General features: G+C 54.1%; 20 protein-coding genes. 9 read left to right on the forward strand and 11 right to left on the reverse strand.

The window, feature by feature from the left end:
• Positions 1-166: 166 nt before the first annotated feature.
• The 4 genes from ACR8BN_RS14905 to proB all read right to left on the reverse strand — a co-directional run bounded on the left by ACR8BN_RS14905 (position 167) and on the right by proB (position 4,327).
• Entirely contained in the window at positions 167-445 is a 279-nt protein-coding gene (locus tag ACR8BN_RS14905; protein WP_071941072.1) for a hypothetical protein, read from the reverse strand.
• A gap of 422 nt (positions 446-867) precedes the next feature.
• Positions 868-1,599 carry a S24 family peptidase gene (locus ACR8BN_RS14910; RefSeq protein WP_109654074.1) on the reverse strand — a complete coding sequence of 244 codons (732 nt, stop codon included), beginning with the start codon at positions 1,597-1,599 and terminating at the stop codon, positions 868-870.
• A 360-nt stretch (positions 1,600-1,959) separates the two neighbouring features.
• Positions 1,960-3,213: a glutamate-5-semialdehyde dehydrogenase gene (gene proA / locus ACR8BN_RS14915; protein WP_031590372.1), complete on the reverse strand. Its 1,254-nt coding sequence runs from the start codon at positions 3,211-3,213 to the stop codon at positions 1,960-1,962.
• A gap of 10 nt (positions 3,214-3,223) precedes the next feature.
• Entirely contained in the window at positions 3,224-4,327 is a 1,104-nt protein-coding gene (gene proB, locus ACR8BN_RS14920) for a glutamate 5-kinase (RefSeq protein WP_010255198.1), read from the reverse strand.
• 238 nt (positions 4,328-4,565) lie between these two features.
• Between proB and ompC the strand changes: the two genes are divergently transcribed.
• Complete coding sequence (gene ompC / locus ACR8BN_RS14925) at positions 4,566-5,678, forward strand: porin OmpC (RefSeq protein ID WP_010255197.1); 1,113 nt, start codon at positions 4,566-4,568, stop codon at positions 5,676-5,678.
• 259 nt (positions 5,679-5,937) lie between these two features.
• Here the strand turns inward: ompC and crl are convergent, their stop codons facing one another.
• The 3 genes from crl to gpt all read right to left on the reverse strand — a co-directional run bounded on the left by crl (position 5,938) and on the right by gpt (position 8,294).
• A complete protein-coding gene (crl, locus tag ACR8BN_RS14930) occupies positions 5,938-6,339 on the reverse strand; it encodes a sigma factor-binding protein Crl (RefSeq protein ID WP_003851176.1) in 402 nt (133 codons plus the stop codon).
• Positions 6,340-6,471: 132 nt separating this feature from the next.
• Positions 6,472-7,719, reverse strand: a complete 1,248-nt coding sequence (gene frsA / locus ACR8BN_RS14935; protein WP_311967209.1) for an esterase FrsA — start codon at positions 7,717-7,719, stop codon at positions 6,472-6,474.
• A 116-nt stretch (positions 7,720-7,835) separates the two neighbouring features.
• Positions 7,836-8,294, reverse strand: coding sequence for a xanthine phosphoribosyltransferase (gene gpt, locus ACR8BN_RS14940; protein WP_031590376.1), 459 nt, complete (start codon positions 8,292-8,294; stop codon positions 7,836-7,838).
• 254 nt (positions 8,295-8,548) lie between these two features.
• Here gpt and pepD point away from each other — a divergent pair, with 254 nt between their 5' ends.
• From pepD to ACR8BN_RS14960, 4 genes are all read left to right on the forward strand, one after another.
• Positions 8,549-10,006 carry a beta-Ala-His dipeptidase gene (gene pepD, locus ACR8BN_RS14945; RefSeq protein WP_010671162.1) on the forward strand — a complete coding sequence of 486 codons (1,458 nt, stop codon included), beginning with the start codon at positions 8,549-8,551 and terminating at the stop codon, positions 10,004-10,006.
• Positions 10,007-10,883: 877 nt separating this feature from the next.
• The gene (locus ACR8BN_RS14950; protein WP_163841920.1) at positions 10,884-11,726 is read left to right on the forward strand and encodes a YPO3983 family protein; all 843 of its coding nucleotides are present in this window, start codon (positions 10,884-10,886) and stop codon (positions 11,724-11,726) included.
• Positions 11,716-12,174 carry a DUF943 family protein gene (locus tag ACR8BN_RS14955; protein WP_163841918.1) on the forward strand — a complete coding sequence of 153 codons (459 nt, stop codon included), beginning with the start codon at positions 11,716-11,718 and terminating at the stop codon, positions 12,172-12,174. Before ACR8BN_RS14950 ends, ACR8BN_RS14955 begins: the two co-directional genes overlap by 11 nt.
• Before the next feature lie 223 nt (positions 12,175-12,397).
• Entirely contained in the window at positions 12,398-12,565 is a 168-nt protein-coding gene (locus ACR8BN_RS14960) for a DUF943 family protein (protein WP_434747592.1), read from the forward strand.
• An 11-nt stretch (positions 12,566-12,576) separates the two neighbouring features.
• Here ACR8BN_RS14960 and ACR8BN_RS14965 read toward each other — a convergent pair whose 3' ends face one another.
• Positions 12,577-12,765: a hypothetical protein gene (locus ACR8BN_RS14965; RefSeq protein ID WP_163841915.1), complete on the reverse strand. Its 189-nt coding sequence runs from the start codon at positions 12,763-12,765 to the stop codon at positions 12,577-12,579.
• A gap of 238 nt (positions 12,766-13,003) precedes the next feature.
• Between ACR8BN_RS14965 and ACR8BN_RS14970 the strand changes: the two genes are divergently transcribed.
• Genes ACR8BN_RS14970 through ACR8BN_RS14980 form a run of 3 tightly spaced genes read left to right on the forward strand, consistent with a single transcriptional unit; the run spans position 13,004 to position 16,600 of the window.
• Positions 13,004-14,509, forward strand: coding sequence for a sugar ABC transporter ATP-binding protein (locus ACR8BN_RS14970; RefSeq protein ID WP_434747067.1), 1,506 nt, complete (start codon positions 13,004-13,006; stop codon positions 14,507-14,509).
• Complete coding sequence (locus ACR8BN_RS14975) at positions 14,506-15,507, forward strand: ABC transporter permease (protein WP_143990482.1); 1,002 nt, start codon at positions 14,506-14,508, stop codon at positions 15,505-15,507. Before ACR8BN_RS14970 ends, ACR8BN_RS14975 begins: the two co-directional genes overlap by 4 nt.
• A gap of 25 nt (positions 15,508-15,532) precedes the next feature.
• Positions 15,533-16,600: a sugar ABC transporter substrate-binding protein gene (locus ACR8BN_RS14980; protein WP_137228412.1), complete on the forward strand. Its 1,068-nt coding sequence runs from the start codon at positions 15,533-15,535 to the stop codon at positions 16,598-16,600.
• Between the two features lie 36 nt (positions 16,601-16,636).
• Here ACR8BN_RS14980 and dinB read toward each other — a convergent pair whose 3' ends face one another.
• Entirely contained in the window at positions 16,637-17,692 is a 1,056-nt protein-coding gene (gene dinB / locus ACR8BN_RS14985) for a DNA polymerase IV (protein WP_031590388.1), read from the reverse strand.
• Positions 17,693-17,936: 244 nt separating this feature from the next.
• Here dinB and dpaA point away from each other — a divergent pair, with 244 nt between their 5' ends.
• Positions 17,937-18,680 carry a peptidoglycan meso-diaminopimelic acid protein amidase gene (dpaA, locus tag ACR8BN_RS14990; protein WP_010255183.1) on the forward strand — a complete coding sequence of 248 codons (744 nt, stop codon included), beginning with the start codon at positions 17,937-17,939 and terminating at the stop codon, positions 18,678-18,680.
• Here the strand turns inward: dpaA and ACR8BN_RS14995 are convergent.
• Both ACR8BN_RS14995 and lpcA read right to left on the reverse strand, forming a co-directional pair.
• Positions 18,651-19,418, reverse strand: coding sequence for a class II glutamine amidotransferase (locus ACR8BN_RS14995; protein WP_031590390.1), 768 nt, complete (start codon positions 19,416-19,418; stop codon positions 18,651-18,653). The genes dpaA and ACR8BN_RS14995 overlap by 30 nt on opposite strands.
• Before the next feature lie 51 nt (positions 19,419-19,469).
• Positions 19,470-20,048 carry a D-sedoheptulose 7-phosphate isomerase gene (lpcA, locus tag ACR8BN_RS15000; protein WP_010255178.1) on the reverse strand — a complete coding sequence of 193 codons (579 nt, stop codon included), beginning with the start codon at positions 20,046-20,048 and terminating at the stop codon, positions 19,470-19,472.
• Positions 20,049-20,062: the final 14 nt, after the last annotated feature.

The following is a 20,062-nucleotide window of genomic DNA, read 5'->3' on the forward strand; positions in this document are numbered from 1 at the left end:
GTGAAAAGAAATACATAACGCTCGCTGATCATTACCCAGCACGGCGCAGCAGAAGGCCTTACTGACCCTGCAGCAAAACTGAACAGTAATTCAGCAAATTGCGCCCAGTGAGAACTGGAGAAAACGAAGAGTTAGCCGGAACGGAAAAATGCGCTTTCTGCGCGTTTCAACTCACTGCGTAGAGATGAACGTGCGGAAGACAGCAATTGTCGAAACTGGGTGTTTCCTGACTGGTGACGCGGGGTGCAGTGATTGCGCGGTCAACGCGCGGGGCGACCTGACGCTGACAGATTTGCTCTGCACGTCTCAGGGTGGGTGTTTCAGTTGGGAGATTCAGGGCCTGGTCGATGCTCTGTGTCAGGCTGCTGAGAGGTTGGCGCCGCCGGTGGCGACGAGTACGTGCGTTGCCTATAAAAACGCTTTTGCCATAGTGAATTATCGCCATAACTCCTCCTGTGAATGAGTCTTTGGCGATGGGGTGGCAGGCGCGAGCTTTCGGCGAACCGAACGGGCCCGAATGTCGTATATTACGGTCGCACGCTCGCCGCCCGGCTGCATTAGCAGTCAGGTGGAAAGTAAGCGAGGGGAAATAAACGGCATCTGACGACGCTGCATTTTGCGCATCCACCCCATCCCAAAGTTCACTGACTTTTGGGTGGTATGATTCGCGCTTGTGCAGCGCCTCAATTGTTTAAGAGCGGCTCATCCCTGAAAGAACAGCTTCGTTCATCCATATCCAAATTATTAACAGGTTCTTATGCTTTATCAAACACTGTTGGTTAATTTTTTATTTACCGCTGGTTAAATTTATGAATTTATGCCGATTATTTTTTTGCAGGCCTCCCGGGGAAAGTGCCAGAAACGGCCTTAGCCGAGAATTTGATAGTGACGCGCCTGACTCATGATCACTTTGGCCAGCACCTTCAGGCTGGTGACGTCATCATGATTAAGATACCAGGTTTCATAGCGTTTATTGTCTGATATTACAGCAATTTTCTTGTGCTGCAGCTGCAGGCGCTTGAGATAAAGCTGCTCATCGAGGGTGAAAATATAGATGCCGTCGCCGTCGAACATCCGCACGCTGATATCCACAAACAGCTGATCGCGCGGCGCAAAGGTGTCAGCCATTGAGTCACTGTTGATAGCGATTAACCGGATGTTTTCCGCCGGGCGACCGTTGAACAGCACCCGCGCCTCATCCAGACCATATTCGATCGCCTGGATAGTCTCGACAAACTCATCACGCGCGGGCAGGCCCGCAGCACTTCGCTGACCAATGTCGAGGCTATCAATCCGAAACACATTCTTCTGAGCGGAGAGCGCACTTAACACCACCGGCTCAGCAGGTTGTTCCATACCGTACTGCAGCCACTCTACCCTGACCCCCAGTAGCTGGCTGAGTGCCAGTAAGTTGCCACCATCCGGCACTGACTGCGCGTTAAACCACTTCCACACTCCCGGCGTTGAAATCTTACAGCCTTGCTGCTGCAGGGCTCTGGCAACCTGTTTGTTTCGTCCATGTCCGGCAATGCCGGCACTCTCACAGGCCGCTATCAGCCTGGCGGTGAAAGCTTGTCTTGTACTTTCTTTTTTAACCATTAGTTAATAATCAGCCATAGAAGAGATACTGGATGTTATTTTCATTATTGCTACCAGTTCATTTTATATTACCGCTCGTTTACTACCTAACCGCTTTATCAAGCATTGCTGATAATCATTATCCGCTTCAGCCCGCCGCTGAACAAAAAATATTGCCTCAGGCCGCGTACAGCCCCGGCTTTCAGGAATGTTCCGTAAGAAATTGCGTGAATATCAGCCAGAATAGTGGCCAGCAGTGATGAGACCGGAATGGAAATTAAGCTGACGCGCAGAAAACTCTATCTTTCGCTGGACCGGAAAATGGAACTAAAAAAAACGGGAGTCTCTGAAAGACTCCCGCTTTGTTAAAAATTATGGCAGTTATGGCCGGAGCGTATCGTCGCCCCAGGCTATCCATTTATAGGTAGTCAGCGCCTCTAATCCCATCGGGCCACGGGCATGCAGTTTCTGGGTACTGACTGCCACTTCGGCGCCCAGGCCAAACTGTCCGCCATCGGTGAAGCGGGTGCTTGCATTGACATAGACCGCTGAGGAGTCGACCTGACGGACAAAACGCGCGGCGTTGCGGGTATTGCGGGTCAGGATGGCATCCGAGTGCTGCGTGCCGTGCGTACGGATGTGATCGATAGCCTCATCCATATCCGCCACTAATCTGACGTTAAGATCCAGCGACAGCCACTCATCATTGTACTGCTGTGGATTCACCTGCGTGACCGATGCCGGGCCTTGCTGCAGCTGCGCCAGCACGTTGCTGTCAGCATGCAGTGCGATCGCTTCCTGCGCCATACGCGCGCTGAAGGCGGGCAGGAAACGATCGGCAATCGCCTGATCCACCAGCAGCGTTTCCAGGGAGTTACAGGCGCTGGGACGCTGTTTCTTGGCGTTGACGATCAGATCAAGTGCCGGTTCGATCTCCATCGTCTCATCAATGTAAATGTGACAGACGCCGATGCCGCCGGTGATCACCGGAATGGTAGAGTTTTCCCGGCACAGCTTGTGCAGCCCGGCTCCGCCACGCGGGATCAGCATATCGACGTAGCGATCCAGCTTCAGTAGCTGATTCACCAGCTCGCGATCCGGATTTTCGATCGCCTGAACGATCGCCGCAGGCAGACCGTGCTGTTTGAGCGCGTTCTGGATCACCCGAACGGTGGCCGCATTGGTGCGCCAGGTCTCTTTGCCGCCGCGCAGAATGGCGGCGTTGCCGGTTTTCAGGCACAGAGTGGCAACGTCCACCGTGACATTGGGACGCGCCTCGTAAATCACGGCCACCACGCCCAGCGGTACGCGACGGCGTTCAATGCGCAAGCCGCTGTCGAGCTGACCGCCATCGATTAACTGCCCCACCGGATCGGCCAGCTGGCAGACCTGGCGCACATCGCTGGCGATGCTGCCGAGGCGTTGCGGATTAAGTGTCAGCCGGTCCAGCAGCGCGGCGCTCATGCCGTTCTGACGCGCATCGGCTAAATCCAGCTCATTGGCCGCCAGAATGTCTGCGCTTTCCGCCTCCAGACGGTCGGCAATGGTCATCAGAACCTGATTTTTCTCTGCAGTCGACAGATCGGCCACGGTGTAAGCTGCGGCGCGGGCCGCTTTTCCCATTTCTTCTAGCATTGTCCGCTCCTTAACTGACGATCATGTCGTCGCGGTGAACCGCCACCGGGCCATATTCATAGCCCAGGATTTCACTGATCTGCTGGCTGTGATGACCGGCAATCATCCGCATCGCGTCGCTGTTGTAGCGTGAAACACCATGCGCGATATCCCTGCCCTGCAAACTGCGGATACGGATCACTTCACCGCGCGAGAAATTCCCCTGGATAGCACGGATCCCTTTCGGCAGCAGCGAACTGCCGCGTTCAATAATTGCCGCCAGCGCACCATCATCGACAGTGAGTTCACCGGCCGGAGGCGCACCGAAAATCCAGCGTTTACGATTTTCCAGCGGCGATTGCTGCGCATGAAAGCGCGTACCGACCGGCTTGCCGTCAATAACATCGCTGATCACGCCGCTGCGACTGCCTGAGGCGATGATGACATCGATACCGGCGCGGCAGGCGACATCCGCTGCCTGAAGCTTGGTCGACATGCCGCCTGTGCCGAGACCCGATACGCTGTCACCCGCCAGGGCACGCAACGCATCATCGATCACATGGACATCACTGATCAGCTCAGCCTCAGGATTGTTACGCGGATCGGCAGTGAACAGTCCCTGCTGGTCGGTCAGCAGCAGCAGCTTGTCGGCACCGCCGAGCATCGCCGCCAGCGCCGAGAGATTGTCGTTGTCACCCACTTTGATTTCAGCGGTGGCGACGGCATCGTTCTCATTGATCACCGGCACAATGTGGTTATCCAGCAGCGCGCGCAGCGTGTCGCGGGCATTCAGGAAGCGCTCGCGATCTTCCATGTCGGCACGGGTCAGCAACATCTGACCAATATGGATACCGTAGATTGAGAACAGCTGTTCCCACAGCTGAATCAGACGGCTCTGCCCCACCGCAGCCAGCAGCTGCTTTGAGGCGATGGTGGGCGGCAGTTCGGGGTAACCCAGATGTTCGCGTCCGGCGGCCATCGCGCCAGAGGTCACAATCACAATGCGGTGGCCCGCCGCGTGCTGCTGCGCACACTGACGAACCAGTTCCACCATGTGCGCCCGATTCAGCCGGCGGGAGCCGCCGGTGAGAACGCTGGTACCCAATTTGACCACTAAGGTCTGACTGCCACTCATATTTCCTGCCATAGTGAAAAATTTTTACGAAAGGACGTTTTAACAGGAGTCGATAAGGAAGCCAACAGCCAGCGGGGGAAAAGCACGAATTTACGCGGACAAGGACGTAGACCAAAAGTTCAGGGTTAACAAGAAATCATGAAAAGTGTCATAAAAAGTTCATCGCCGACGGGTAAAAAGTCCGTGCTTTACAAAAACTTTCATTTTTTTACGGCGTTCACATTGGGATTGATAGCAAATGAAGAAAAGCACACTGGCCATGATCCTCTCCACGCTGACGCTGGCATCTGCCGCGCAGGCTGCCGAAATCTATAACAAAGATGGCAACAAACTGGACTTATACGGCAAAGTTAAAGCTGAGCACTACATCAGCGATAATGCCAGCCAGGATGGAGACAAGTCCTATACCCGTATCGGTTTTAAGGGTCAGACACAGATTAACGACCTGATGACCGGTTATGGTCAGTGGGAATATCAGTACAACGTCAATAACTCCGAAGGCAGCGACGCCAACAACGGCAACAAAACCCGCCTTGGGTTTGCCGGTCTGAAATTCTCGCAGTATGGTTCGGTCGATTACGGTCGTAACTACGGTGTGCTGTATGACGTTGAGGCCTGGACCGACGTGTTCCCGGAATTCGGCGGTGACGGTACAGCCCGTTCCGATAACTTTATGACTCAGCGTGCAACCGGTGTGGCGACTTACCGTAACAACAACTTCTTTGGTCTGGTCGATGGGCTGAAGTTTGCGTTGCAGTATCAGGGTAAAAACGACGCCACCAGCGCCAACACCCGCACCGACATTAACCGTCAGAATGGCGACGGCTACGGTGCCTCACTGGGCTATGCCCTGGGTGATTCCGGTGTGAGCCTGATGAGTGCCATCACCTCTTCTGACCGTACCAACCAGCAGCAGGCACGCGCCTATGGCGGCGGTGACCGTGCGGATTCCTGGGGCGCAGGCGTGAAGTATGATGCCAACAGCGTCTACCTGGCGGCGATCTATACTGATACCCGCAACATGACGCCAATCAGCGGCACCAACCGTAACACCGGTGCTACCGTCGCGGGCGCAGCTAACAAAGCGCAGAACATCGAACTGGTGGCGCAGTATCAGTTTGATTTCGGCCTGCGTCCGTCAATCGGCTACGTACAGACCAAGGGCAAAGATATCGAAAACGGTATCGGCGATGCGGATCTGGTGAAATATATCGACGTGGGCGCGACCTACTACTTCAACAAAAATATGTCCGCCTTCGTTGATTACAAAATCAACCAGCTGGATGATGACAACGCGCTGTCGATTAACAACGATGACGTGGTCGCGATGGGTGTGACTTACCAGTTCTGATTTCAGGCTAGAAAACCGGACGGATTTGGATCTGGCAGCAACGCATAAATTCAACACGCAGGGAACACGGTCAGAAGAGGAAAGCGTCCCGCGCCAGGACGGCGCGGGCCGAGCGTGCCATGGATGGCGGCTTTTGCGGCTTTCCGATCTGACCGTATTCTCTGCGAAGGCTCGAACTCACAGCGGACAAGCCTTCAACAAAAATGGCGAGTTTAAAAACTCGCCATTTTTTTCGTCTTTATTTCACTGCACTACCCAATCAGGCGCTCAGCTTCACCGGTTTCTCATCGAAATCGCTGGCCGGAATCAGATCCAGCTCGAACTCTTTCAGCATCGCTTTCAGACGGGTATGGAAATTCCGTAAGGTCTCTTCCACGCGCGCCGTATTCTCTTTGCCTTTGATGGTTGCCACCGACCAGTCACCCTCTTTATCGAACAGACCGATATGGTAGACATAGGTAAAGTGGTCAGCCTGCGCTTCAAGCTCCATCCACCAGCCCCAGAACTCACGCAGTTCCGGTGCCGGTTTCACATTAACGCAGGCAGCCAGGCAGTCGAAAAAGAACCGGGTTTCGCCACATTTCCCATCGCGAATATAAGGCCCAAGCTCCGTAAAGCGCTTAAGCAGGCGACTGCGGGGATGACCACTTGGTAACGTCATGCTGAATCTCCATAGATTTTGACCGCTATACAGCCTTGATTTTCCGGACGGCCAGGTGATGTCATGTTTCGCTTAACGACAGCCCGGAAGAATTCCGCTACTAGTTGTAGCAAATACTGTAAATTTTGCCAGTTACCTTTTTAAACGCTTCTCCAGCCAGTCGCAAATTTCATTCAGCGCCTTGTCGAAACTGGCCATCATCGGCTTCACCGGAATCAGCAACGCTTTGCCATCTGACGAAGAGTTAGCGATCAGCTTGCTCTCCTCTTCCGGGCTGAAAAGATCGTTTTGCCAGTAGCCCGACAGCATGGGTGTCGGCGTCCGGCGGCCCAGCAGTCCCTGGGTTTTCAGCGAATATCGATTGAGTTCGGTACGCAGCGCACTGTCAGAGGCGGTTGCCATGCCCAGCCGGCTCGCCAGCATATCCATATACATATCCGGGATCTCATCCTGCAACGCCGTCTGCGTCAGCAGCGCATGCACAATCGGGCCAAGACAGGCGACCCCACGCAGCCGCTGCGATTCCAGATAGGCCAGTCGCACGGCCACGTTAGCGCCAAAGCGATAACCAAACGCCGCCACGCGGGTATGGTCGATCCAGGGCACGTTTTTCAGATCGCGCAGCACCTGCTGATGCAGAAAGCTGGTGTCCTGATTCAGCGTCCATTTCACCGAGTTGCCTACTGACGGCACATCAATGGTCAGCATGGCGATGCCGCGCGGTGCAAGGTAATCATGGAACAGGCGATAGTGATCGCTCTGTAATGAGTCGAGCGCGCCACAGAACAGCACGGTGGGATAAGGCGCTTCAACGTCAGGCGGCATGTGCAGAAAGCCGTTAACCGGGCTGCCACCATGAATGGCGAACGTCAGCGGTTTCAGCTCGCCCGGCAGGCGTTGAGTCGCCTCTTCATAGGCGCGGTTCGCCAGCGTCTGCGCCTGGTCGGCCAGTTCATCCCCTTTTATATAGGGATAGGCCGCAACGCTGTAGAGATGCGCCGCGTGTAGCCAGTAGTCGCCCGCCTCGCTGTCGTCGGTGGCCTCCAGCGCTTTCTGCTGCCAGATACCCGCCTGTTTACACCATTCGAAATGCCAGTTGCCGCCGCGAAAACCGATTACAGTGTCGAGCAGCGTCTCATCAGTATGTTCAACATTGCTGATGGCAATACGTGCCAGCACTTCGCTGATCTCCTGCGGCGTCAGGCCACGCCATGTCCACATCAGCTTATTCAGCATACGATACCAGCCACGCTGGCTGTCACCATCCAGGGCTGAGTGGACATCCGAAGTAGCATGATGGTGGCGGCGAACCAGGGTTGAGGTTTCAGGATGTTTAAAGCGCGGTTTGAACAACTCCTCGCTGAGATTTTTGCTCGACATACTCACTTCTCCTGCAACAGAAACGGCGATGGCTAAGTGTACTGTACGGCAATTCGGGGTGCGAGGCACAGAAAGCACAACGCCCGGAAAACCGGGCGTTGTCTGATGTGTATCAATCAGTTTTTAACAATCGGCGGGATGTAGACCACACCCATATCCCACGGCTGCTCGATCCAGGTATCCTGCGGAATATCGACAATATAATCATCAACCAGTGAGCGACCGGCCGGTTTAGCGAAAATGGTGCAGAAACGCGCTTTCGGATACATCTCGCGAATCGCCTGGGCAGTGCCGCCGGTATCCACCAGGTCATCGATCACGATAAAGCCTTCACCGTCGCCTTCTGCGCGCTTCAGGACTTTCATTTCGCGCTGATGATCGTGGTCATAGCTGGAGATGCAGACGGTATCGACGTAGCGGATACCCAGTTCACGTGCCAGCAGCGAAGCCGGTACCAGACCGCCGCGGCTCACCGCGATAATGCCTTTCCACTGTTCAACAGGAAGCAGGCGCTGGGCCAGTTTACGGGCATGAATCTGAAGCATGTCCCAGGTAACGACGTATTTTTCGCTCATAGAATAGAAATCCCAGCCAACCGAGGTGGCGTAAAAATGTGCAACGGGGAAAAGGTTGCGCGAGATTATAAGGAGTTGACGCACTAAAAACCAGCACCCGCGCACTGGTTGCGGCTTTTTAGCGCGTCTGAGAGCGCACCCGGTAGAAAACAGTGATATTCTCGGGCCTGGCTCGTCAGATTCTCTGACGGCGATTTTTCACTGGAAACTCGCGATGTCCGGCCTCGCCGGTACACTGACACAGGAGACCTGTCGTGTCTGAATTGTCTCAACTCTCTCCACAGCCGCTGTGGGATATTTTCGCTAAGATCTGCTCTATTCCCCATCCCTCTTTTCACGAAGAAGCGCTGGCGAGTTACATCGTCGGCTGGGCCAAAGAGCAAGGCTTCTGGTGTGAGCGCGATCAGGTCGGCAACATCCTGATTCGTAAGCCCGCCACCGCAGGCATGGAAAACCGTACCCCGGTTGCGCTGCAGGCGCATCTGGATATGGTGCCGCAGAAAAATAATGACACCGTTCATGACTTCACCAAAGATCCGATTCAGCCCTGGGTTGACGGCGAGTGGGTGAAAGCGCGCGGCACCACGCTGGGCGCGGACAACGGCATCGGTATGGCTTCTGCGCTGGCAGTGCTGGCTGACAACAGCCTGACGCATGGCCCGCTGGAAGTGCTGCTGACCATGACGGAAGAGACCGGTATGGATGGCGCATTCGGTCTGCAACCCAACTGGCTGCAGGCAGAAATCCTGATCAACACCGACTCCGAAGAAGAAGGTGAGATCTACATGGGCTGCGCGGGCGGTATCGACTTCGTCACCACCCTGCCACTGACCCGTGAAGCGGTGCCTGCTGAATTCCAGACCCTGAAGCTGACGCTGAAAGGCCTGCGAGGCGGTCACTCCGGTGCCGATATTCATATGGGCCTCGGCAACGCCAACAAACTGCTGGCGCGCTTCCTGGCGGCACACGCTGCTGAACTGGATCTGCGTCTGCTGGCCTTCAGCGGCGGTACGCTGCGCAACGCGATCCCGCGTGAAGCCTTCGCTACCGTGGCGGTCGAGAGCCACAAAGCAGATGCGCTGAAATCAGCTGCGGCGCACTTCCTGAGCGCCATCAAAAATGAGCACGGCATCAAAGAGCCGAACATCGCACTGGTCACTGAGCCGCTGGCGCATCAGGGTGATGCCCTGAACGCTGACAGCCGCGATCGCTTCCTGAACCTGCTCAACAGCATGCCAAACGGCGTGATCCGCAACTCCGACGTGGCGAAAGGCGTGGTAGAAACCTCACTGAATATTGGTGTGGTGACCATGGAAGCCGATCATGCAGAGATCAACTGCCTGATCCGTTCGCTGATCGACACCGGCCGCGATTATGTGGTGCAGATGCTGACCTCACTGGGCCAGCTGGCCGGTGCACAGACCAAAGCGAAAGGCGGCTACCCTGGCTGGCAGCCGGATGCGGACTCCGCCATCATGGCGCTGACCCGTCAGACCTATATCGCGCTGTTTGATAAGACTCCGAACATTCAGGTGATTCACGCCGGTCTGGAGTGTGGTCTGTTCAAGAAGCCTTATCCGGAGATGGATATGGTATCGATTGGACCGACCATCACCGGGCCACACTCGCCGGATGAGCAGGTTCACATCGAAAGCGTTGGCCTTTACTGGAAACTGCTGACCACCCTGCTGAATGTGGTGCCAGAAAAGTAAACCAGGCTCCGGCCTGATGCCGGTCATCTCAGTGACCGGCACTTTTCCTGATCGGTGATGTTGACCTGTTCAGCCCGTCCCCGCCACTGTCCTCTTCGGTCACAACCTTTTAGCCATTGCGTAAGTTACCCCGCCTGAAATCTTTAAATTATTAAGGTCGTGTGGCTACGGATTTTACTCTCCTGACGACCACCCTGTAATATTTTCTGTGAAAATTGAAAAGAACAAGAATACATGAAAGATATCATGATGACTGGAAGGCCGTTTCCCTGCAAATAGCGGAAACCCGGAAATCGATGGACGACGACAGGGTCAGAGATATACGCACGACGATACTATCGATTTGGTTTAAACCATTTATGAATAACAGGAAAGCCACAATAAAAAACTATCGGAAGGCACTGTAAAAAACAGAAAGAAACCTTATGCTCTGCTACCCGCTGCTGGTTGCACTCTGCCTGGTTACTTTCTATAACTATCCCTTCATCCTGCTGAATTTACCAGCGTTCATGAGGATGGGAACTTTAAAGAAGGTAAAATAACAAAGCTTAAAAGTGATTAAACCTGCGCTTCTGCTGCAGAGACAGTAATAAAATCTCGCATTTCTCCATCCCAACACAAGTATAAATTACAATAAAAATAAAAAGTTGAATAAAATTTTAATCAACTCATTTTAATTCATAAATCTTTAACATCTTTGATGCTTTCTTTATTATCCTGTGCATCCAACTTACTGACACACTCTTTGAGAACAGATCATTATGGGCAACCCGATAAATAATTACGATAATGTGATATGCGGCACATCCCACCATTATCAGAATGGTATATTTCCCATGAAAAGCTGAACGGACAATAATACAAGGAGTGTATCACAATGGCCGCATTACAGTTTCCCTGCACAATATTTATCACCCGGAAGGCGATGGACGACTACAGTGCTGATGATATGCGCTGCGGCGATCTGACTGAAGCAGAGTTAAAATCCAAATACCGGCTGGATTACATTTCTGATCGGGTTGATCCCTGGACCCTGACTCTGCGTTCCTCACTGGATCGTCCTCAATCCATGTTCTGCTGTAATCTGCGTGGCCAGGGTCGAACGATTTCCCGCCAGCAGTGTGCTGAAATGCTATTTGATGAATTTCGATCGTTGTCCCGTAAATTTTCCCTGAGCGGGCCTTACAGTCACCTGATCGAAAAGATGATCACACATATGCAGAACAATAGCGGTAAGACCTTCCGTGATATGGCGTTGGATAGGGCTTTAGAAAATCATATTGTCAGTGATAAAAGTGAAAACAGCACTCGCTTATTGCTGGAGAAACATCTTAAAAAAGAAATAGATTGGAAGAATAGAATATATCTATTGGGAAAAGAAGAATTACGGAAAGTCGTTCTCAGGGGAAGGCTACCAAAATTTGACAGGTTACAGGATAATTATAATGGCATGGGGATTACCGTTCATGATATCTCGGCAATGCATATCACCATAAAATCACTGCATATTGATAATAACCACTATCGGGCAACGGTGCATTATAAATCACAGGATCATTTTGGTCTCGACAGTGCTGATATACTAAAGACAAAGTTCAGCCAGTTTCATTTTTTCCGCATCTGGTTTGTTCTTCAGAGATACAATCAATTTGGTTTTAAGCCCTTTATGACAAATATGGAAACCACTATAGAAATCATGGGGGATCGCAATGAAAAATAAAATAAAAACTCTTATTTTACTGACAGTTTTTGGCTTCACGCTGGCTGGTTACTTTCTATGGTCCGAACTCCGCCCTGTTAAAATCGTCAGAGTTCATGGAGGCGGAAATTTTAGTGATGTTTTAGTAAAAAACTTTCCGATTACAGATCGTGGAAAAATTGACTGGTGGTTAAAAAACAAAGACGCCCTGAAACGACAATATGACATCCCCAAACCAGCATCTTACGGTAATTATACCGTAAGTATCTGGTTATTTGGAGAAGGCTACAAAGAAGATGATCAATATGACCGACTCTGTTTTTCTGACATGAAGCCACCCATGAACTGCATCGAGAAGGACAGGGTTTTTATAATCAGTTACAGCAAAAATAGTGGCATTACATATACTGTTGATGATGGAGAATACCGCATGGAAGATGACGGTAGAATAATAAAGGAACAAAGGTAATTCAATGTCCTGACAGGATAGCGGATAGCCGTTAAATAGGCTATTAGCCAGCAATAACTTTGACTTTAAAATAGTTATGAACAGTACTACAAAAGGCCTTAAAATTATCGGAGGCTATAATAAAAGGCATCCTTAAACAGGCGTCCCAGGTGCTTGCTGTTGCAGGGCTATTGATGGCAGGCTATTTTTTTGGTTAATCTCACGTCCGGTTGAGATCATTGCTATTCATAAAGGTCATCGTGGCTTCAGCGCTGTTTTAGTAAAAAGCTTTCCTTTAACCGATCACGGAAAGATCAACTGGTGGCTGACAGAAAGCAACAATATTAAGGAAAAATACCACATCCCCCTTTCCCGGCTTCTGGCAGTAAAAAATAGCCGAAAAGCGATATAGGCATTCCTGCTTCAATCCCACATTATGTTGAGGCGACCGTTTTTAGCTTTTAGCCAATACACTTCCAGCGCCGGGGTGATAAAGGCTTTATGCAGACGCCAGATATCCATGATTTCCATTTCATCATCTCTCAAATCCCCGTTGCCATCGCAGGCTCCGGGATAGACGCTTAGCTGGCACCAGACTCTTAAGTCACCCATACCCGGCTCTGACCTGGTTTTATAGCCTTAACTTTTTCACCAGCATAATTCGCTGCCTTTCCCGCGCTTTACCCCGCTATTCCGCCACGTTCCCGCGCTTCGCTGGTCACAGCCGCCATTATGTCCAGATGTCTGGATGGCTAATAAGATTTCGTGCTAGCTTATGCGCTTTCGGCTGTTGCCGCGCCTGAAGGTTCAGGAAAAAATGCGGCCAGTGATTCTTCAGGAGAGTAATGACATGCCAGGGTTAAACTGCCTTGAGATGCGTAACATCTCCATCGCTTTTGGCGGGTTTGCCGCGCTATCGTCGGTGGATTTCCGCACTGACGGCCATTCGGTACATGCACTGACCGGCGCTAACGGCGCGGGCAAGTCAACACTGATGGCGATCCTTTCCGGTGCGCACAGCCACTACAGCGGCGAGATCCTGCTGGATGGTGAGCCGGTCTCCATCCGTACGCCGCGTGATGCGAAACGGCTGGGTATCCATCTGGTTCAGCAGGAAGTGGACGTGGCGCTGGTGCCGCAGCTCAGCGTCGCGGAAAACATTCTGCTGGATCGGCTGGCAGAGCCTGGCCACCGCTATCGCTGGGGCGAGGTTCGGCGTCAGGCGCGGGCGCTGCTGGCTCAGCTCGACGTGGCGCTGGACGTCAACCGGCTGGTGGAGCGCTGCACCCTGGCTGAAAAGCAGCAAATTCTGCTGGCGCGCGCGCTGTCGCACCACTGCCGCTTTCTGATTCTGGATGAACCCACTGCCCCGCTGGATCAGCATGAAAGTGAGCGGCTGTTTGCTGTGGTGCGTCGCCTGCAGGCCAGCGGCATCGGCGTGGTGTTTATCTCTCACCGCATTCATGAACTGAAAGCAATCTGTGACCAGCTGACGGTGCTGCGTGATGGCCGGTTGATCGAAACCGGCCCGATGGCCGCACTGAGCGGTGAGCAGATCGTGGAGAAGATGCTGGGGCATCAGCTCACCGATATCTTCCCGGCACGCCGTGCGCAGCAGGCTCAGCCGCTGCTGCTGGCGATTGACGGTCTTCATGATGAGCAACTGCTGCAGGATATCTCGCTACGATTGCACAAAGGGGAAATTCTGGGCATTGCAGGCCTGGCCGGTGCCGGTAAAACCGAACTCTGTAAGGCGCTGTTTGGTGCCAGCAAAAGCCGCGTCAGTCGCGGTGAACTGCATGGCCAGCCGTGGCAGCCCCGTTCGCCGCATGACTCCGTCAGTCGCCGCATGGCGCTGGTGCCGGAGGAGCGGCGTAAAGAGGGGATCTTTATTGATGAGTCGGTGGCAATGAACCTCAGCGTCAATGCAGACGACAGCTTTTCGCGCTGGAGCCTGTTCGGGCATCGCCAGGCGTGGCGCTGGGCGGAGCAGGTTATTCAGCAGTTACAGGTACGCACCACCGGACCGGCACAGACGCTGCGCCGTCTCTCCGGCGGCAACCAGCAAAAGGTGGCGATTGGCAAATGGCTGCGCAACAACGCCGACGTGCTGATTTTCGATGAGCCGACGAAAGGTGTCGATATCAAAGCCAAAACCGAACTCTTCACCCTGATCGATAACCTGGCGCGCGAGGGGAAAGGCATTATTTACGCGTCGGGTGAGTTTTCTGAACTGGTCGGTTTATGCGACCGGATTTGCGTGCTCTGGGATGGACGCATCGTGGCCGAGCTGGCTGCACGCGACGTCACCGAAGAGACGCTTTTGCTCTATTCCACCGGAGGAACCCCTGCGTGAGCAGCAAAGAAACCAGCCTGAATCTGACAGCCTCGCCGTGGCGTCACCAGTTGTTCGACTTTCTCTATAAATGGGGCATGTTGCTCACGGTGGTGATCCTGATCGCCGCCTTTGGTCTCGCCTCCGACAGCTTCCTTGAACCCAACAACATCATCAATATTCTGCGCTCAATTGCCATTGTCACGGTGATTGCGATCGGCGTCTCGATCTCGCTGACCGTTGGCGGCTTTGATCTGTCGGTCGGATCGACCGCCTCGCTGGCCAATGCGCTGGTGATTTCACTGTTTGTCTGGTATGGCTTCGGCACTACCACCGCCATCCTGCTCACCCTGGCGCTCTGCACCCTGGTCGGGCTGTTTAACGCCTTTCTGATTGTGATCCTGCGCATCCCCGACATGCTGGCAACGCTGGCGACACTGTTTGTGATTCAGGGTGTGGCGATGACCTACAGCTTTGGCGGATCGATCACCGAGAATATGGTGCTGCCGAGCGGTGATATGGCGGAAGGCACCATTCCGGCGGCGTTTGGCCTGCTCGGCCAGGTGCCCACCATCGTCATCATTATGCTGGTCGTCACCGTCGCCGCGCAGCTGGCGCTCTCCCTGACTAAACATGGTCGCCGGATGTATGCGCTGGGCGGCAATCCGGAAGCGGCACGCCTCTCCGGCATCCGCACCACCCGCTATCGGGTGCTGGCTTATGTGATCGCCTCACTGCTGGCCGGTCTGGGCGGCATTCTGCTGGCCTCGCGTATCGGCTCCTCGCAGGTGAATGCCGGTAGCGGCTACCTGATGGACGCCGTCGCGGCGGCGTGGATTGGCTTATCACTGGCGGGATCCGGCAAGCCGAATGCGCTGGGCACGCTGGTCGGCGCGGTGATCCTCGGCGTGCTGCAGAACGGTCTGGTGATGCTCTCTGTTCCCTATTACGCCATGGACATTATTAAAGGGCTGGTGCTGGCTTTAGCACTGGCGATCACCTATATCCAGCGCCGCTGAGGCGCGTTTACCGGAGTTGATAACAATGCAAAAAATAACACTCTCGCTGCTGGCCCTGAGCCTGCTGAACGCCAGCATGGCCTTCGCGGATACCGTCACGCCGGTGCCTGCGGCTATCGCCAGTCATGATGGCCCGATCCGTATTGCGGTGATCCGCAATCTCGGCTCCGATGACAACACCACCCAGTTTGTTGCCGGTGCCATTCAGCAGGGTCGCCAGCTTGGCTTCAAGGTCAGCACCTTCCTCAGCAATGGCGACGATGCGCGCTTCCAGGATTTCGTGAATCAGGCGATCAGCCAGAAATATGACGGCATCGTGCTGTCGCACGGTAAAGCGCCCTACGCCAGCGGACTGGTGAAGCGCATTGCCGATGCAGGCATTAAGCTGTCGGTGTTTGATACGCCGGTGGATAGCCCGATTCCGGGCGTCACCGTCACCGCGCAGGATGACGCTTCACTGGCGCAGTTGTCGCTGGGCCAGCTCATCCATGATTTCAACGGCAAGGCGAACATCGTCAAGCTATGGGTTGCCGGTTTCCCGCCGATGGAACGCCGTCAGGTGGTATATGAAAAACTGCTGAAAGAGAATCCGGGCATTCATCAGCTTGAGTCGATTGGTGCGGTTTCAACTGACGTTCAGGGCGACACCGCCAATAAAATTGGCGCGATTCTGGCGAAATACCCGAAAGGCAAAATCGACGCCATCTGGGGCGCCTGGGATGCCTTCAGCCAGGGCGCTTACAAAGCGCTGCAGGAGAATGGCCGTACCGAGATCAAGCTCTACAGCATTGATGTCTCGAACCAGGATTTGCAGCTGATGCGCGAGAAAAACAGCCCGTGGGTACAGACGGTGGCGGTCGATCCTAAAACCATTGGCGCGGTGAACATGCGTCTGGTGGCGAAGAAAATTGCCGGTGAAGAGACGCCCGCGACTTACCAGTTTAAAGCCGCATCAATCTCTCAGCAGCAGCTTAACAGCCAGCCTGGCGCGGTGAACGTCGCGTCGCTGAACAAGATTATTCCGGGCTGGGGCGCTAACGAGGATTTCGTTGCACCGTGGTTTGCGACTCTGGCGGCGAAATATAAGAAGTAATCGGATGTCAGCCTTACCGGTCGGTGAGGTTGACGGTTACAGACCCAGCAGTAGCTGACGCTCCAGCTGGGGATCCACCATAGTCACATGTAATCCCACCAGCCGCACGCCGCGCCCGGCACGACGCTCATCCCAGGTTTTACGGGCGATGGCAATCATGTCCTCTTTGTTCAGCACCGGCCAGATATGCTCCTGGGTCGTCTGCTGAAAATCACTGAACTTCAGTTTGACGCCCTGACGCGCCACCTGCTTGTCAGGTCGGATCTGCGTCAGCCGGCGATCCAGTTCGGCGTAGAGAAAATCGATAATTTCCAGGCAGGCATCCCAGTCGCTGATATCTTCCGCCAGCGTTCGTTCAACCCCCAGCGATTTACGCTCGCGCTCAACGATCACGCTGCGGTCATCAATGCCATTGCTGCGCTCCCACAGCACCCGGCCAAACTTACCAAAGCGCTTTAACAGCAGCGCTAAGTCCGCCTTCTGCACGTCGCCACAGGTCACCAGCCCCATCTCTTCCAGCTTTTTGGCCGAGACCTTGCCGACGCCAGGGATCTTCGCCAGCGGCAGGGTCAGCAGAAAACCGGACATCTCCGGCGGGGTAATCACGAACTGCCCGTCCGGCTTATTCAGGTCAGAGGCGATCTTCGCCAGGAATTTAATCGGGGCGATGCCCGCTGAGGCGGTAAGCCCGGTTTCACGGTAGATGGTGGCGCGGATCGCCTGCGCCATCAGTGTGGCAGAGCCGTGACAGTGGGGACTGTCGGTGACGTCCAGATAAGCTTCATCGAGGGAGAGCGGTTCAATCAGCGGCGTGTAGCGGGTAAAGATGTCACGGATCTGCGCGGAGGCTTCTTTATAGGCGTCGAAGCGTCCTGGCAGCAGACGCAGATGCGGGCATAACTTGAGGGCCATGCCGGTTGGCATCGCGCTGCGCACGCCAAATTTGCGCGCCGGATAGTTGGCGGTACTGATCACGCCCCGACGCTCGCGGCTGCCACCAATGGCGATCGGGATGTCGCGCAGTTGGGGATTATCACGCATCTCCACCGCGGCATAGAAGCAGTCCATATCGACATGAATGATTTTACGCATACCCCCTCCGGCACTGGATAAGTATACAGTTGGCAGGGGTAACTGCAATATTTGTCGCGTTGACGATTAAAGTTTACAAATTTCTGGCCGAATATCCTTCAGTAAATCGCGAATTTGGCTGACGCCGTCTTGCTAAAAAAACAGACAATGTTTAATGTTGCGCTGCGGTAGCGGACAGTTCCGATAATGCAAACAGAGACGCACATTTTGCGTCATGTTCTCTTCACCTCAAGGTACACACAGCATGGGCAAAATCGCACTCCTGTTTGCGATGATTTTACTGCCAGCCCTCAGCATGGCAATGACACCCGAACCCGTCTCAACGGCACCGGTCAGCAAAGAATTAAAGAAGCAGTTACTCGGCACCCCGGTCTATATCCAGATCTTCAAGGAAGAACGCACGCTCGAACTCTACGGCAAAATCGGTAACGAATACCGCCTGCTGGACACCTACCGCATCTGTAACTTTTCTGGCGGCCTCGGCCCGAAACGTCGTGAAGGCGATTTCAAAAGCCCGGAAGGTTTTTACAACGTGAAGCTGAATCAGCTGAAGCCGGATAGCCGGTTTTATCGCGCGATCAACATCGGCTTTCCGAATCAGTACGATCGTAATCAGGGCTACAGCGGCAATTACCTGATGATTCATGGCGACTGTAAGTCGATTGGCTGCTATGCCATGACTAACGCCTATATGGATGAGATTTTTACCTATGTGAATGCCGCGCTGCGTAACGGCCAGCAGGATATCAGCATCAGCATCTATCCATTCCGCATGACCGACAGCAATATGCAGCGTCACCGCTACTCCACCTATGCCAGTTTCTGGCAGCAGCTGCAGCCGGGATACGCCTATTTTGCTAAATATCACCAGCCGCCGATGGTCAATGTCGCCAGCGGTAAATATGTGATGAACAGCAGCCCGGCACCGGTTTTAGCCAGTCCCGAAGCCGCTTCACGTTCATTCCTGGCGCTCTCCAAGGCAGAATAACGCCCATTCACCTGGCACGATCCGCTGCCAGGTTTCATTGGCCGTCAGTGGCTGCGTAGCAATCACCGTCACCACGTCATGCGGCGTGGTGTGCTGCTGAAAATCGACCTCCACATCCTGATCCAGTAACTGCGCCCGGCCAAAGGGTGCGCGGCGGGTGATCCAGTAAAGATTGGTGGAGCAAAAGGCCATCAGATAACGGCCGTCTGACAGCAGCATGTTAAACACGCCCTTCTGCCGCAACGTGCCGGCAAGCTCCCCGATAAAACGGAACACCGCAGGCCAGTTGCCTGGCGTGCGCGGATAGCGCGTCGCCAGCTGATGCAGGATCCAGCAGAACGCCTTCTCGCTGTCCGTTTCGCCTACCGGCCGGAATGTGCCGGTCTCCAGATGCCGATAGCCCCTGAGCTGCCCGTTGTGCGCATAAGTCCAGTTACGGCCCCACAACTCGCGGGTAAACGGGTGGGTATTCTCCAGCGACACCTGCCCGCGATTCGCCTGGCGGATGTGCGCCACCACCGAATGCGATTTGATCGGATACTCCTGCACCAGACGCGCAATCGGCGAGTTAAAGCTCGGCAGCGGATCTTTAAACGTACGACAACCTTTATCTTCGTAGAAGGTAATGCCCCAGCCATCTTTGTGAGGCCCGGTTCCACCGCCACGCTGAACCAGACCGGTAAAGCTGAAACAGATATCCGTGGGAACATTGGCGCTCATCCCGAGCAATTCGCACATAGCCACCACCTTAGAGTAAGCGGCCTCCCGTCAGGCGGAAGGCCAGCGCAGTTACTTCACCATCTCTTTTTCGATCAGCAGCATCAGGATGTGGATCACTTTAATGTGGATCTCCTGGATGCGATCGGCATAACCAAAGTGTGGCACCCGGATTTCAATGTCGGCACTGCCTGCCATCTTACCGCCATCTTTACCGGTCAGGGTGATCACTTTCATCCCCTGCGCACGGGCAGCTTCAATCGCTTTAATGATATTGGCAGAGTTACCGGAAGTTGAGAGGCCCAGCAGCACATCGCCCGGACGTCCTACCGCTTCCACATAGCGTGAAAAGACATAGTCATAACCAAAATCATTACTGACGCAGGAGAGATGGCTGACATCAGAGATGGCAATCGCCGGATAGCCAGGACGATTTTCGCGGTAGCGACCGGTCAGCTCTTCAGCGAAATGCATCGCATCGCAATGTGAACCACCGTTACCGCAGGAAAGCACCTTGCCGCCCGCCTTAAAGCTGTCAGCCAGCAGCACCGCAGCACGCTGGATCGCATGGATATTGGCCTCGTCGCTGAGGAATTTATTCAGCGTATCAGCAGCTTCATTAAGCTCAGAGCGGATAATGTCCTGGTACATAGGGATGTCCTTTT

The organism is Pantoea sp. Lu_F5_004, from assembly GCF_051136245.1.
GTDB lineage: Bacteria > Pseudomonadota > Gammaproteobacteria > Enterobacterales > Enterobacteriaceae > Pantoea > Pantoea agglomerans.